This is a genomic window from Halorubrum alkaliphilum (assembly GCF_017873815.1).
GTDB classification, from domain to species: Archaea; Halobacteriota; Halobacteria; order Halobacteriales; family Haloferacaceae; genus Halorubrum; species Halorubrum alkaliphilum.
In genome coordinates this window covers 59945-73427 of the sequence record NZ_JAGGKQ010000001.1, presented here as the reverse complement: position 1 = coordinate 73427, position 13483 = coordinate 59945, and the positions used below count along the sequence as shown (strand labels likewise).

The 13483-nt window shown below is 67.1% G+C and carries 14 protein-coding genes; 6 read left to right on the top strand and 8 right to left on the bottom strand.

Annotated features, from left to right (window positions below):
• Positions 1-10: 10 nt before the first annotated feature.
• Positions 11-523, bottom strand: a complete 513-nt coding sequence (locus J2751_RS00360; RefSeq protein WP_209482476.1) for an SHOCT domain-containing protein — start codon at positions 521-523, stop codon at positions 11-13.
• 145 nt (positions 524-668) lie between these two features.
• On the opposite strand from J2751_RS00360, the gene J2751_RS00355 reads away from it, so the two are divergent.
• Together J2751_RS00355 and J2751_RS00350 are read left to right on the top strand one after the other, a co-directional pair.
• Entirely contained in the window at positions 669-974 is a 306-nt protein-coding gene (locus tag J2751_RS00355) for a helix-turn-helix domain-containing protein (RefSeq protein ID WP_209482475.1), read from the top strand.
• Positions 975-1050: 76 nt separating this feature from the next.
• The gene (locus J2751_RS00350; RefSeq protein ID WP_245202520.1) at positions 1051-2397 is read left to right on the top strand and encodes a tRNA (N(6)-L-threonylcarbamoyladenosine(37)-C(2))-methylthiotransferase; all 1347 of its coding nucleotides are present in this window, start codon (positions 1051-1053) and stop codon (positions 2395-2397) included.
• Here J2751_RS00350 and J2751_RS00345 read toward each other — a convergent pair.
• Positions 2382-4415 carry an AMP-dependent synthetase/ligase gene (locus tag J2751_RS00345; RefSeq protein WP_209482474.1) on the bottom strand — a complete coding sequence of 678 codons (2034 nt, stop codon included), beginning with the start codon at positions 4413-4415 and terminating at the stop codon, positions 2382-2384. The genes J2751_RS00350 and J2751_RS00345 overlap by 16 nt on opposite strands.
• A 142-nt stretch (positions 4416-4557) precedes the next feature.
• Here J2751_RS00345 and J2751_RS00340 point away from each other — a divergent pair, with 142 nt between their 5' ends.
• Positions 4558-6465 carry a helicase C-terminal domain-containing protein gene (locus tag J2751_RS00340; RefSeq protein ID WP_209482473.1) on the top strand — a complete coding sequence of 636 codons (1908 nt, stop codon included), beginning with the start codon at positions 4558-4560 and terminating at the stop codon, positions 6463-6465.
• A gap of 346 nt (positions 6466-6811) precedes the next feature.
• Complete coding sequence (locus J2751_RS00335; protein ID WP_209482472.1) at positions 6812-7003, top strand: UPF0175 family protein; 192 nt, start codon at positions 6812-6814, stop codon at positions 7001-7003.
• Between the two features lie 68 nt (positions 7004-7071).
• Here J2751_RS00335 and J2751_RS00330 read toward each other — a convergent pair whose 3' ends face one another.
• Positions 7072-8187, bottom strand: coding sequence for a 60S ribosomal export protein NMD3 (locus tag J2751_RS00330; protein ID WP_209482471.1), 1116 nt, complete (start codon positions 8185-8187; stop codon positions 7072-7074).
• A 164-nt stretch (positions 8188-8351) separates the two neighbouring features.
• On the opposite strand from J2751_RS00330, the gene J2751_RS00325 reads away from it, so the two are divergent.
• Positions 8352-8702 carry a DNA-binding protein gene (locus tag J2751_RS00325; protein WP_209482470.1) on the top strand — a complete coding sequence of 117 codons (351 nt, stop codon included), beginning with the start codon at positions 8352-8354 and terminating at the stop codon, positions 8700-8702.
• Complete coding sequence (locus tag J2751_RS00320) at positions 8703-9296, top strand: DUF7411 family protein (protein WP_209482469.1); 594 nt, start codon at positions 8703-8705, stop codon at positions 9294-9296.
• Positions 9297-9391: 95 nt separating this feature from the next.
• Here J2751_RS00320 and J2751_RS00315 read toward each other — a convergent pair whose 3' ends face one another.
• The 5 genes from J2751_RS00315 to J2751_RS00295 all read right to left on the bottom strand — a co-directional run bounded on the left by J2751_RS00315 (position 9392) and on the right by J2751_RS00295 (position 13316).
• Positions 9392-10318 carry a decarboxylating 6-phosphogluconate dehydrogenase gene (locus tag J2751_RS00315; protein WP_209482643.1) on the bottom strand — a complete coding sequence of 309 codons (927 nt, stop codon included), beginning with the start codon at positions 10316-10318 and terminating at the stop codon, positions 9392-9394.
• A 78-nt stretch (positions 10319-10396) separates the two neighbouring features.
• Positions 10397-10783 (bottom strand): anion permease, encoded by a 387-nt coding sequence (locus J2751_RS15760; RefSeq protein WP_321168511.1) that lies wholly within the window; start codon positions 10781-10783, stop codon positions 10397-10399.
• A 115-nt stretch (positions 10784-10898) separates the two neighbouring features.
• Positions 10899-11588, bottom strand: coding sequence for a thymidine kinase (locus J2751_RS00305; RefSeq protein WP_209482467.1), 690 nt, complete (start codon positions 11586-11588; stop codon positions 10899-10901).
• Positions 11589-11682: 94 nt separating this feature from the next.
• On the bottom strand, positions 11683-12147 hold the full coding sequence (locus tag J2751_RS00300; RefSeq protein WP_209482466.1) for a hypothetical protein: 465 nt from the start codon (positions 12145-12147) through the stop codon (positions 11683-11685).
• Between the two features lie 107 nt (positions 12148-12254).
• Positions 12255-13316, bottom strand: coding sequence for an amidohydrolase family protein (locus J2751_RS00295; RefSeq protein ID WP_209482465.1), 1062 nt, complete (start codon positions 13314-13316; stop codon positions 12255-12257).
• Between the last annotated feature and the right edge of the window lie 167 nt (positions 13317-13483).

Sequence of the window (13483 nt, the reverse complement as noted above, 5' to 3'; positions counted from 1 at the left end):
TAACAGACACTCACCCGTTTCGTTCCGTTTCGCCCGCTTTCGACGCTTCCGTCCGGTCCGGCTGCGCGGGGCGTCCGCCTTCGGAGTCCGCATCAGTGCTCGGTGGTTCGTCGTTCGAGGAGTCGAGGATTGTGTCGAGTTCGGATTCGAGCTCTGCCTCCGATATCGATCCCTCCCGATACTTCCGTTTCACTCGGTCCGTTCGGGAGTTCGACGGACGGTCCCTGATGGCTCTCGAGTACTCGGGGGGCGAGTCAACGCGCCCGATCGCCGAGAGGTACACGGGCCAGATCGTGAGCACCGCCAGCAGCGAGAGGCCACCCCCGAAGGCGGCCGTAAGCGGGACGATCAGTAGCGATATCGGAGCCGGTGCGAGGAAGAACCCGGCCGCGAGGAACAGCGAGAATCCCGCTACCGGAGCGGCGACTGCGGCGAGCGCGAGACGACCGACCGTCCCGTCGGGTGTGTACTCCTCTATCGACTGTCGAAGGCGGTCGAAAGCCGTATCCGTCGTGGAGGGCATCGATTCGGTAGATCGACGCGTAGTCTCAATAACGTGGTGGTGTGTTACCGTTCGTACGACGGTGTCCCTCGCGCCGCGCAAGCGGTTATGTGCTGGGTGCGCACACCCGGACCACGATTATGCTCGTCTCGCCCGTCGTGTACATATGGACGACGAACCCCGTGAGCGTCTCGAACCGCTCCCCCCGAGCGCCAAGTTGGTTTATTACGTGCTTGACGCCGAAGGTCGGTTCGACCAGACCGGGTTGGCCGACGAGACGCGACTCTCCACTCGCACCGTCCGGTTCGCGATCGAGAAACTCGTGGACGCGGACCTCGTAGAGGAGGGCCTCTGTCCGACCGACGCGCGACGATCGGTGTACCGTACCGCCGACCCGGCGGAGTCAACCGCCGGGTCGGAATCGGGATCCGAGACCGGGACTGCTCGTTCTGCCGTCGTCGCCGAGGACTGACCGGGCTTCGGTTCGGTCGCTCTCTACTCTCGATCCGCCGCCCTTTTGCCTGCCCGCCGGATAACGTGTACAACCCATGGCGACGTACCACATCGAGACGTACGGCTGTACGTCCAACCGGGGCGAGAGCCGTGCGATCGAGCGCGCCCTCCGCGACGGCGGGCACCGACCGGCCGACGGTCCCGCCGACGCCGACGTCGCCATCCTCAACAGCTGTACGGTCGTCGAGAAAACGGAACAAAACATGCTCCGCCGCGCCGAGGAGCTGGACGCCGAGACGGCAGAGCTGGTCGTCACCGGCTGTATGGCGCTCGCACAGGGCGAGGAGTTCCGGGAGGCCGGCATCGACGCCGAGGTGCTCCACTGGGACGAGGTCCCGAGCCACGTGCTCAACGGCGAGTGTCCGACGCACACGCCCGACACGGAGCCGATCCTCGACGGCGTCGTCGGCATCCTCCCCATCGCGCGCGGCTGTATGAGCAACTGTTCGTACTGTATCACGAAGTTCGCGACCGGCCGGGTCGACTCACCCTCGATCGAGGAGAACGTCGAGAAGGCGCGCGCGCTGGTCCACGCCGGCGCAAAGGAGATCCGCGTCACCGGCCAAGACACGGGCGTGTACGGCTGGGATACGGGCGACCGTAAGCTCCCGGAGCTGCTCGATCGGATCTGTGATATCGACGGCGAGTTCCGGGTCCGACTCGGCATGGCGAACCCCGGCGGGATCCACGGGATCCACGAGAGGCTCGCGGACGTCTTCGCTCGCAACGAGAAGCTGTACGATTTCATCCACGCCCCGGTCCAGTCCGGCTCCGACGACGTTCTGTCCGACATGCGCCGGCAACACCGCGTGGAGAAGTTCCGTGAGGTCGTCGAAACGCTTGACAACCGGCTCGACCACTGGACGCTCTCGACCGACTTCATCGTCGGCTTTCCCACGGAGAGCGACGCCGACCACGAGCGCTCGATGGATCTCCTGCGTGAGATCCGACCCGAGAAGATCAACGTCACCCGGTTCTCGAAGCGTCCCGGCACCGACGCGGCCGAGATGAAGGGGCTCGGCGGGACGATCAAGAAGGAGCGCTCGAAGGCGATGTCCGAGTTGAAGATGGAGGTCGTCGCCGAGGCGTACGAGGCGATGGTCGGCGAGACCTACGAGGTGCTCGTCGTCGAGGAGGGCACCGGCGACTCGGTGAAGTGTCGCGACTCCGCCTACCGGCAGGTCATCGTGCGGAACGCGGCGGAGCGGGGGGTCGAGGTCGGCGACTTCCTCGACGTCGAAGTGACGAGTCACAACACGGTGTACGCGTTCGGGGAGCCGGTCGAAACGGTGGAGGAAGGAGTCGAAACCGTCGAAAACGAACGGTCGAGCGAGGTCGACTCCCGGTCAACCGGCTCGCGACCGCCTCAGTCCTCCTCGTAGATCATTTCGACATCGTCGGCGAAGCGGTCGAGGATGTTCCGGCGCTTCTTCTTCATCGTCGGCGTGAGCAGATCGTTCTCCTCGGAGAACTCCTCGGGGACCAGTCGGAACTTCTTGATCCGCTCGTAGGGCTCGAACTCCTCGTTCACGCGGTCCACCTCCTCTTGGAACCGCTCGCGGACGCGGTCGTCCCGACAGATCGCTCGCCGGTCCTCCGGCAGGTCGAACCCGCGGGTGTCGGCCCACGACGCGACGCGCTCGAAGTTCGGGACGAGCAGCGCTGAGACGAACTTCCGGGAGTCGCCGAGCACGACGCACTGCTCGACGAACTCGTTGGCGGCGAAGCGGTCCTCGATCGGTCCGGGTGCGACGTTCTTCCCGGTCGATAACACGAGCAGCTGTTTGGCCCGCTCGCGGAACGCGATGTAGCCGTCCGGACGGAGTTGGACGATGTCGCCGGTGCGGAACCAGGGCTCGTCCGGGTCGCCGTCGCGGTCTGCGGGGGCGGTTCCCGCGGTGACGATCCCGTCGGGCAGCGCGTCGGCTTCGGTGAACGCGTCCGCGGTCGCGTCCGGCCGGTTCCAGTAGCCGTTCGTCACCTGCGGGCCGCGGACGAGGAGCTCACCCACGTCGCCCGGAACGTCCGCGACCTCCTCGCCGACCATTCCCCCGTCGATCGCGATCTCGGTGTCGACGACCGACGGTCCGATGGTCCCGACTCTCGGCTCCTCGGGCGGGTTAACGCTGATGACGGGCGCGGTCTCGGTGAGTCCGTACCCCTCTAGGATCGGCAGGTCCATGGCGTGATACAGCGCGCACAGCTCCGCCGACAGCGACCCGCCGCCCGAGATGAAGAAGTCGACGTTGCCGCCGATCGCCTCGCGAACCGACGAGAAGACGAGCGTGTCGGCGAGCGACCGCTTCGCGTCGAGAAGGACACCCGGATCCTCGGTCTCGTGGTGGGTCCGTCCTACGTCGACGGCCCACTCGAAGATCCGTTTTTTGACGCCGGACTCCGACGCCTGCTCCCGGATCGCGTCGTACAACTTCTCGTAGACGCGCGGAACGCTCGTCGTCGTCGTCGGACGGACGTGTTGGAAGTCGTCACGGAGGGTGTCGGGGCTCTCGGCGTAGCCGATCGTGGCTCCCGCGGCGAACATCATGTAGTGGCCGGCCATCCGCTCGAACACGTGTGCGAGCGGGAGAAAGGACAGCGTCGTCGTCTCCGCCGAGATGCCGGGCGCGTCGGGGTCACGGTCGGGTCTGTCGGCGAACCGCTTGTAACACTGGTTGACGTTAGTCCGGAAGTTGGCGTGGGTGAGCCGGACGCCCTTCGGTTGCCCGGTGGTACCGGAGGTGTAGATGAGGCTCGCGAGGTCGTCGACGTCGGTCGCGTCGATCCACGACTCGTAGGTCGCCTCGTCGAACGCCGCCGCGCCGAGGTCGTGGACTGCGCCGAGGGTGTACACGATCTCGGCGTCATCGGCGTCCAGTTCCGCCGTGTCGATGTCGTCCATTGAGACGATCGCGTCCAGTTCGTGGGGGAGGTCGTCGCGAACGGCGAGCACCTCGTCGAGAAGCTCCCGGTTCTCCACGACCACGACGGTCGCGTCCGGGTCGTCGAGGAGGTACCGGACCTGATCCGGCGACGAGGAGGCGTACACGGTCGTGACGACCGCGCCCGCCGCGAGCGCCGCGAAATCGGTCTGTGCCCACTCCATGCGGGTGCCGGCGTAGATAGCCACCCGTGTGTCCTCCGCGACGCCGACCTCACGGAACCCCGCGGCGAGACACCGCACGACGGCCCGCATCTCCGCGTAGGTGAGGTCGGCGTAGTCGCCCTCGGCGGCAGCGTCGACGACGCCCGCGGTGACGAGCGATCGGTCGTAGATCCCGCCCTTATACTGCTGTGCGATGCGGTCCGCGTTCCGCTCGGCGGACCGCTCGAACGTTCGAGGGAGCGTTTCGTGAGCGACGACCTCGTCCACGAAATCGCGTTCGGCCTCCTGCCAAGTCATACCGACTGCGAACCCCCGAACCATGATAAACGATCTGGTGGTTGTTCGTTTGTTTCGGCTCCGACCGTCGGCGAGGCGTTCGGCGTCGACGGACTGACAACCACTCCGAGGGTTTAATTTCGGGAACGCGCGAGCAGTGGGTGTGGACCCCGACCGGATCCCCACGGAGTTTCCCGCCCCGACGTTTCGCGGCGCGCAGGAGCAGGCGCTCGCGGACATACGTGACGCGTTCGCCGCCGGAAACGACGTCGTGTTGGTGCGTGCCCCGACCGGCAGCGGCAAGTCGCTGCTCGCGCGCGCCGTGATGGGTGCGGCCCGCGAGGTCGCCGACGCGGCCCCGAGCGATCCAACTGACGCCTACTACACGACCCCGCAGGTGTCCCAGCTCGACGACGTGGCGACCGACGACCTGCTCGCGGACTTGGACGTGATCCGCGGGAAATCGAACTACGACTGTATCCTCCCGGGCGAACACGACACGCCCGTCGACCGCGCACCCTGTGCCCGTGAACGCGGATTCGACTGTAGCATCAAACACCGGTGTCCGTACTTCTCGGACCGCGCCATCGCCTCCGGGAACCGGTTCGCCGCCATGACGCTCGCGTACTTCATGCGTACTGCGGGCTCGGAGACGTTCCGGAAACGGGACGTCGTCGTGGTCGACGAGGCACACGGGCTCGCGGAATGGGCAGAGATGTACGCGACCATCGAGCTATCCCCCGAACGAGTACCCGTCTGGGACGACGTGGGCGTCCCGGACGTCGAGCGCGACGCCGGCGGCGACGAGGACGCGCTCGACCGCACCGCCCGGTTCGTCGAGAGCCTCCGAGGCGTCGCGAAGCGGGCGAAAGACGAGCTCGTCGGGCGATCCGAGTTGAGCCGCGAGGAGGTCGCCCGCCGAGACCGGTTGCAAGAACTGATCTCGGAGCTCGGCTGGTTCCTCGAGGACTACCGCGACCTCGACTCGCCGACGACGTGGGTCGTCGACCAGCCCGACGGGGAGGGATCGGCGCTCGCGATCAAGCCGCTCGACCCGGCACGCTACCTGACACACACGGTCTGGGACCGCGGCGAGCGGTTCGCGTTGCTGTCGGCGACGATCCTCTCGAAGGACGCGTTCTGTCGTAGCGTCGGCCTCGACCCCGCGAACGTCGCCCTCGTCGACGTCGAGCACACGTTCCCGGTGGAGAACCGGCCGCTGTACGACGTCACGCAGGGATCGATGACCTACGAACACCGTGACGAGACGATCCCGAAGATCGCTCGGTTGATCGTCCGGCTGATGGCCGAGCATCCGGACGAGAAGGGGCTGATCCACGCACACTCATACGACATCGCCGGCCGACTCGTCGAGAAACTGGGCGAGTTCGGCGTCACCGCGCGGGTTCGGCGGCATACCCGGTCGAACCGTGACGCGGAGCTGGAGGCGTGGAAGGCGAGCGCGGATCCGGAGGTGTTCGTCTCGGTGAAGATGGAGGAGGCGCTCGATCTCCACGACGAACTGTGTCGCTGGCAGGTCGTGTGTAAGGCACCCTATCGGAACACGAACGACTCCCGCGTCGCGCGGCGCTTGGCGGACGACCAGTGGGCGTGGTATCACCGGACCGCGTTGCGGACGGTGATCCAAGCGTGTGGACGAGTCGTGCGCGCGCCCGACGACTACGGCGCGACGTATCTCGCCGACGACTCGCTGCTCGATCTGTTCGATCGGGCTGCCGCCGACACCCCGCCGTGGTTCCACGACCAGATCGGCGCGATGGCGAGTCCCGCGCTCCCCGAGTTCGACCCGACCGCGGCTCTGGCGGGGATCGATGCGGATCCCTCCGGTCCGGGACGCGGGGGACGTGGGAGGAGAGACGAGCGCACGGGACGAGACGAGGGTTCGAGTAACGAGGGGCGGGCGGGATCGGCATCCGGTCGTAAACGGTCGGAGGCGACGGACGGAGCCGGGAGCGCGGACACGACGGATCCGGGCCTCCGAACGCGATCGGAAGCCGACGCTGATCGCCGAAGGAACCATCCGCTCTCGGACGTCTGGGGTGACGGCTGAGGTACCCTCTGACGGTCCGGAGCGGTGTCTCCGGAACTGACCGTCCGGAATCCGCGTCGTCGGTTGACCGGGTTAGATGATGCTGACGCCCCAGGCGACCATCGAACTCACCATGAGGAACGCGAACAGGACGGCGATTATCTGTTGTCTCTCCATACACCCGTCTCGGCCATAGAGGGTCATAATTCCTGCGGGGTTCGTCAACGATGACTGGTCGACCCCGCCCGCCCGGCGCGTTTCCTTATATCCTCACGCCATCTCTCATGGTACATAATATCATATAAGGTGTATCAGGGTCCTGAATGAATTAGTAAGGTTCATATTCGTTCACGAGTGACTGGTATCCATGGCAACGAACGGGCTGTCGAGTGCGCTGACGCTGTACGGTGCGCGAACGCTGACGCTCTCGCAGGCAGCAGCGCAGGCGGGGCTCAGCGAGGACGAGTTCATCCGGCAACTGGAGCGCCGCGGCATCGACGTGACCGAGTCCGAGCGCGCGGCCGTCTCCGCTAGCGACCGTACCGCCCGCGCGGACTGACGTCACCGCAGACCCGGTTTCTCACTACGCTCTCCCCCAGTCGAGCGGTAGCTGTTTTCCGAGCCTCGCTACGCGGACTCGTCCCGCGGGACGAGGTGAACGTCACCGTCGTGTTCGACCGCGAGCACGGTATCAGCGTCGTCGTCGACGAACGCGGGATTCGGCACGGTTCTCGCCTCGTAGGTCTCCGGATCGAGCACCTGTATCGCGTGTTCGTCCTCGACGGTCACGACCGTCGTCTCCGTCGCGTCCTCGCGGCGTCCGAGTCGGGTCGCTGTCGGCGTCTCTCCGTCCTCGAAGTCCGCGCTGTACGGCTCGCCGGTCGCGAGCCGAGTTCCGCGGAGCCGCCCGGAGACGCCGGTGACCAGCACCGGACCGTCCCCGTCCTCGGGATCGACGATCTCGTCGACCGCGTAGCGCGGAAGCCGAACCGCGAAGGTGACGCGGTACACCTCGTTGCCGTCGCCGTCCTCGGTGACGAGGGTCGGATACGACTCGAAGCTGCCGCCCAACTCCTCCGTGATCCGGGTCGCGACGTTTTGGGCCAACCCGTTGGAGGAGAGCTTCACGTCCGGGCCGTCGTCGGTCTCTTTCACCTCCGTGATGAACGCCTCACGATCCCCTTTCGCCTCCTGATCCGCCACGTACGACTCCGCGATGGAGAGCGCCTCCGCACGCTCCTCGGGCGTCAACTCACGGTCGTCCGCGCGGACCTGAACGACCCCGGCGTAGTACCCGCCGGCGATCCGACCACACCGGTCGCAGGTTCCTCGCGAGATCTTGACGGGGACGGTGACGTCCTCGGAGCGGAGCGTTCCGCGGACGACGCCCGAGAAGCGGCAGTGCATCCGGACCGTGTTCTCATCCACCTGCTCGGGTTCGACGCCCCATTCGACGTCCGCGGCGTCGACGTGGACTCCGAGCGCCTCGGCCACCTCGTCGACGGCGACGTCTGTGTAATCGCGCGCGCCGACGTCGCGCCACGACTCCCCGCGGCGAACCGCTCCACAGCCCGAACAGACGAGGACCTCGATCCGGTCCGGAGCGTCCACCAACTCGAAGTCCTCGAAGTAGCAGTCGTCACACAACAGCGCGTCCCGTCCCGCCGGCTCTCCCGGGAGGGGATCGCGACGCTCGGGGACGGCGTCGCCACACCGGGGACAGAACTCCCGCGACTCAGTCATGGGTCTCGATACGACGGTGCGCCGTTTAAGCGGCCCGAAGCGTGGTCCGATCCCAAGCGTGGTCCGATCCCAAGCGTGACCCGATCGATTGAGTCTCGATCCGTGTCGACGGGGAGAGGCGCTCCTCCGAAATCGTTTTTCGCCCGGGCCGAGAAGAAACGTCCATGAGCGAGAACCCCGACGACGAACGACTCGAAGAAATACGCGAAAAAAAGATGCAGGAGCTACAGGACCGGGCCGGCGAAGGCGGGGACGCTGAGGCCCAACAGGAGGCCCAACAGCGTGCGGAGGCCCAGCAGGAGGCCGTGCTCAAGCAGTACCTGACCGATGGCGCGCGACAGCGACTCAACGCGGTCGAGATGTCGAAACCAGAGTTCGCGAAGAAGGTCAAACAACAGGTGGCGTCGCTCGCCCAGAGCGGCCGCGTTCAGGGACGCATCGACGAGGAACAGATGCGTGATCTGCTCAAGGAACTCCAGCCCGAGCAACAGAGCTTCGACATCCGGCGACGATAGATGGAGCTCGCGCTGTTGTACAGCGGGGGAAAGGACTCCTCGCTCGCCGCGACCCTACTTGACCGGTTCTACGACGTCCGGTGTGTCACCGGCAGCTTCGGACTCACCGACGACTGGGAACACGCCGAGCGCGCGGCCGTCGAGCTGGGATTCCCCTTCGAGCGCGTCGAACTCGACCGAGCGGTCGCCGAGGAGGCCACGGAGCGGATGCTTGCGGACGGATACCCCCGGAACGGGATACAGCGCGTCCACGAACACGCCTTGGAGACCATCGCCGAACACGACGTCGATGCCATCGCCGACGGGAGTCGGCGGGACGACCGCGTGCCGACCGTCTCCCGTGCACAGGCGCAGAGCCTTGAGGACCGCCACGGGGTCGACTACATCTCGCCGCTTTCGGGCTTCGGGCGGCACGCGGTCGACCGACTCGTCGAGGAGACGTTCGAGGTCCAGCAGGGACCGAGCGAGGAGGTGCCGAAGGCGGACTACGAGGACGAACTTCGCGCACTCATCGCCGAGGAACACGGCGCGGAAACCGTCGCCGAAGTGTTTCCTGCCCACGACCAGACGTACGTCCGCGGGCGGAACGACTGACACCCACCGAGGAGCGGTCGCGACCTCCGGTTACGGACGTGCGAGGAGAAAGCCCCGCGTTTTGAGCGTGGGAATGAGTCCGACGATCGACGTCGCTATTCGCTGTCGGAGCGGCGTGCGACCTCGTGACGACCAAATCCGTATCGCAGCCGGTTCGCGAGGCGGCGGGAGAATCGACCCTCGTTGCGCGAGTCGAACCGTTCCGCGAGCGCACCGTATATGAGTGGAACCGGAACCTCCTGTTCGAGCGCCTCCTGAACCGTCCACGTGCCGGTCGATCCGCCGGCGACGTGGTCCGCGACGTCGCCGAGGTCGCTTCCCTCCTCCGCGAACGCCTCCTCACAGAGTTCGAGCAGCCACGAGCGGATCACCGCACCGTTGTTCCACGTGCGCGCGACCGTCTCCATGTCGAGGTCGTAGCGCCCGTCGTGGAGCAGCTCGAACCCCTCGCCGTACGCCTGCATCAGCGCGTACTCCACGCCGTTGTGGACCATCTTGACGTAGTGGCCCGCGCCCGACTCGCCCATCCGGTCGTGGCCGTCCGGCCCGGTCGCGACCGCGTCGAAGACGGGCGTCATGGTCTCGTAGGCCCACTTCGGGCCGCCGATCATCAACGAGAACCCCTCCGTCGCGCTGGCGGGACCCCCCGAAGTCCCGCAGTCGAGATACGCGGCGTCCGTCGCCTCGGCGCGTCGGACCGACGCCTGGAACCGGGAGTTACCGCCGTCGACGACGACATCGTCGTCGGAAAGGTGTGGTTCGAGGTCATCGAGGGTGGCGTCGACCGCGTCGCCCGCGGGCACCATCAGCCAGATCCGTTTCTCCTCACCGTCCCCCTCGGCCGGCCCGCCGAGCCGGTCACACAGGTCCGCGACCGAATCCGCGGGCTCTGCGCCGTTCTCCGCCGCGGTCGCCGTCGCCTCCGCCGAGAGGTCGAACGCCACCACGTCGTGGCCCGCGTCCATCGACCGGTTCACGACGATCTGCCCCATCCGCCCGAGTCCGATGACGCCCAGTTGCATATGCGGGCGGTGGCGAGCGCCCGCCGTAGTGGTTCCGGTTCCGGCCCCGACGACCCCGGACACGTCGCCGCCTCCGTCTCATCCCCACACGAACGGGAGCCACCAGACCACGCCGACGACGATGACGGCTGTCCCGGTCACGCTGACCGCGCCCCCGACCTTCGCCATCTCGGGGATCGTCAGGTAGCCCGAGCCGAAGACGATGGCGTTGGGTGCGGTCGCCACCGGGAGCACGAACGCGAACGACGCCGCGAGCGCGACCGTCGCCATCAGCGTCAGCGGCGGCGTCGGGAGCGATCCCGAGCCCGTCGCCGCCGATCCACAGCGCCGCGAACGCGGCGGGGCCGAGCGGGCGACCGAGATCGCTCCGGGAGGGGACGCGCATGCGTCGGCGTCGCACGAGATCGATTTAAAAGGATCGGTGGGTCCGTTGACACTGCCGGAGAGTGACGAACTCCGTTCCACTCCGTATCTGTACGGGAGGACGTGTGAGCGATAGCGGGAGTGAATCGCTCAGATCGATGGCAACGAAGTGATATTTGATGGAGTCGGTCGGATCGAACTCGAACGCGTCGGCCGATCAATCGTTCGTCGACGTGTGTGGACTCTCGTCCGTCGAGGACTCGGTCACGTTTCCGGTCCCGTTCTCGTCCGTGCTCGTTCCGGAACCATGGTACCCCTCCTCGCCGGTTCGGAGCACGTGGCAGGCGCGACAGCGGGCCTCGTAGGACTCCTCCGCACCCACGAGGATGGTCGGATCGTCGACGTGGGCGGGCTCTCCCTCGATGAGCCGCTGGTTTCGGGTGGCTGGCTCGCCGCACTGCGAGCAGATCGCGCGGAGCTTGTCGACATACTCGGCGGTCGCCATCAGCTGCGGGACGGGCTCGAACGGCTCGCCGCGAAACGTCTGGTCGAGCCCCGAGACGATCACACGGGTCCCGCGATCCGCAAGCGCGTCACAGACTCCGACCAGCGTCTCAGAAAAGAAGTTCGCCTCGTCGATCGCGACGACTTCCGCGTCCGGGTCGGCGTCGAGGATCTCCAGGGGCCCGTCGTCCTCGTTGTCGACGACGGTCGCCTCCCACTGTCGACCGTTGTGGGTACCGATCGTCTCCTCGCCGTAGCGGTCGTCGATGGCGGGCTTATATACCGCGACGGACTGGCCGGCGATCTCCGAGCGCCGGAGTCGCCGAAGGAGCTCCTCGGTCTTCCCGGAGAACATCGATCCGGTGATGACCTCGATCCACCCCGTCCGGGTGATCGCGTGCATGCGATGACGGGGTCCAGCCAGCGACTAAACGGTTTCCTTCCCGACGGCTCACCCCCGGGTCGTCCGCCCCGAAACGTGGGCGCTCGCCTCGCGCTCAGAGCGGCGGGAGACCCGCATCGACGACGCCGACGAGAACCCCGGCGACGACGACGTACGTCACCGCACAGACACCCCAGTCACGGCGGATCTGGTCGATCCGCTGTCGTGGCAGGCCCGACGCACGCGGGAGCGGAACGAGCGCGAAAAAGCCGACCATCAGTCCGACCATGACGACGCCCGCGAGTCCGAGCGTCACGACCGGGGTCGCTCCGAGCGTCGCGGTGGCGGCGACTAACGCGAGAAACAACACTCCGGATCCGACGCCGGCGACGTAGTGGATCCACGTTGCCAGACGGTCGGGCGCGTCGTCGACGTGCGTCCCGGTCAGGACGCTCGCGGCGACCCGCGGCGCGGTCGCCCCCTCCGGCAATCGCGGCATGACGCGGTCCATCGCGAGCGTCGCGAGCAGTCCGACGGCCGGGCCGACGACGAGCCCGCCGAGAAACGAGAACTCAACCATCACGTTCGCCTACGGTCGCGATCGGTTTGACCCCGTCGCTCGGGGAGCGTTCGGGCGGCAGTCCGGGCGCGGGTCGGGAACGGATCCGGGCGAACGCGAACCGACGACTATTCGGATCGATGGACCGTCTCGCCGTCGAGCACGACCCGGGAGACATCTGACGCGCCCGCCCGCCGGACGATCGCTCGGACGACGTCCCGCACGCCGGCGAGGTTGTCGGAGTCGCCGTCGAGCACGAGCAGGTCCGCGTCGGCCCCCTCGGCGATCACGCCGCGATGTAATCCGGCAATCTGCGCCCCGTTTACGGTCGCCATCCGCAGTACCTCGCGGGCGGGCAGGTCGGACAGCTTCGCCGCGAACTCCATCTCGCGGAACATCGACGGCGAGTCGAGCATCACGTTGTCGGTCCCGAGCGCGACCGTGGTCCGCTCCGCAAGCTCGCGGATCGGCGGGACGCCGACGTTCGTCACGAGGTTCGAGCGTGGACAGACGACGACCGGTGTCTCCCGGTCTGCGAGCCGGTCCATCTGGTGTGGCTCGGTATGAACCATGTGGACGAGGAACTCCGGGTCGAGGTCCATCGCCGCGTCCACGTCGTCCGCATCGCGCTCGCCCGCGTGGATCCCGAACAGTTTACCCGCCTCCCGGGTCGCCGTCCGCACCGACTCGAAGTCGCCGTCGCGCGCGCCGGAGGCACCGTATCCGTCCGCAACGGGCAGGACATCGGGGTCGTCGCGTCCGAGGACGACCGCCCGGATCGCGCGCTCGTCGAGGTCGACCCCCTCGCCCGCGAGTGCGTCCCGGATCGCCCGCACGCCGTCGACGCCACCCTCACGGAACTCGATGAACGTCCCCGTGCCCGTCGACTCCATGTAGCGGAGCGACCGAGCCATCGCCGCCACCGTCTCCTCGTGGCTCGCGGCCCGTAACAGCCGGTGTTTCAGTCCGTCCGGCGGGGCGACGAGTTCGTCGAGCGAGAGCCCCGCGCCGGCCTCCTTCGCGATCGAGTCACCGATGTGCGTGTGGGCGTTGACGAACGCCGGGAGCACGATAGCATCGCTGTCGGTCGACCTCTCCTCGATCCGGACGATCTCGCCGTCCGCGACGACGACCCGGCCCTCGACCGGGTCGAACTCCGATCCGACGAGTATCGTCCCCTCAAGGTGCATACGCGAGCGTCGTCCGGGCGGGGGTAAAGCTTCACGAACCGAAACGGGACTGTATACTTCCCTCGCGATGGATCACGGATCCAACGGACGGAACGTCGTTCGTGGTTAGGGTGGCTGTGGCAGCTGCGGTGATCCGTCGTACCGCGAGCGAGCCGGAGGGCGCCGCA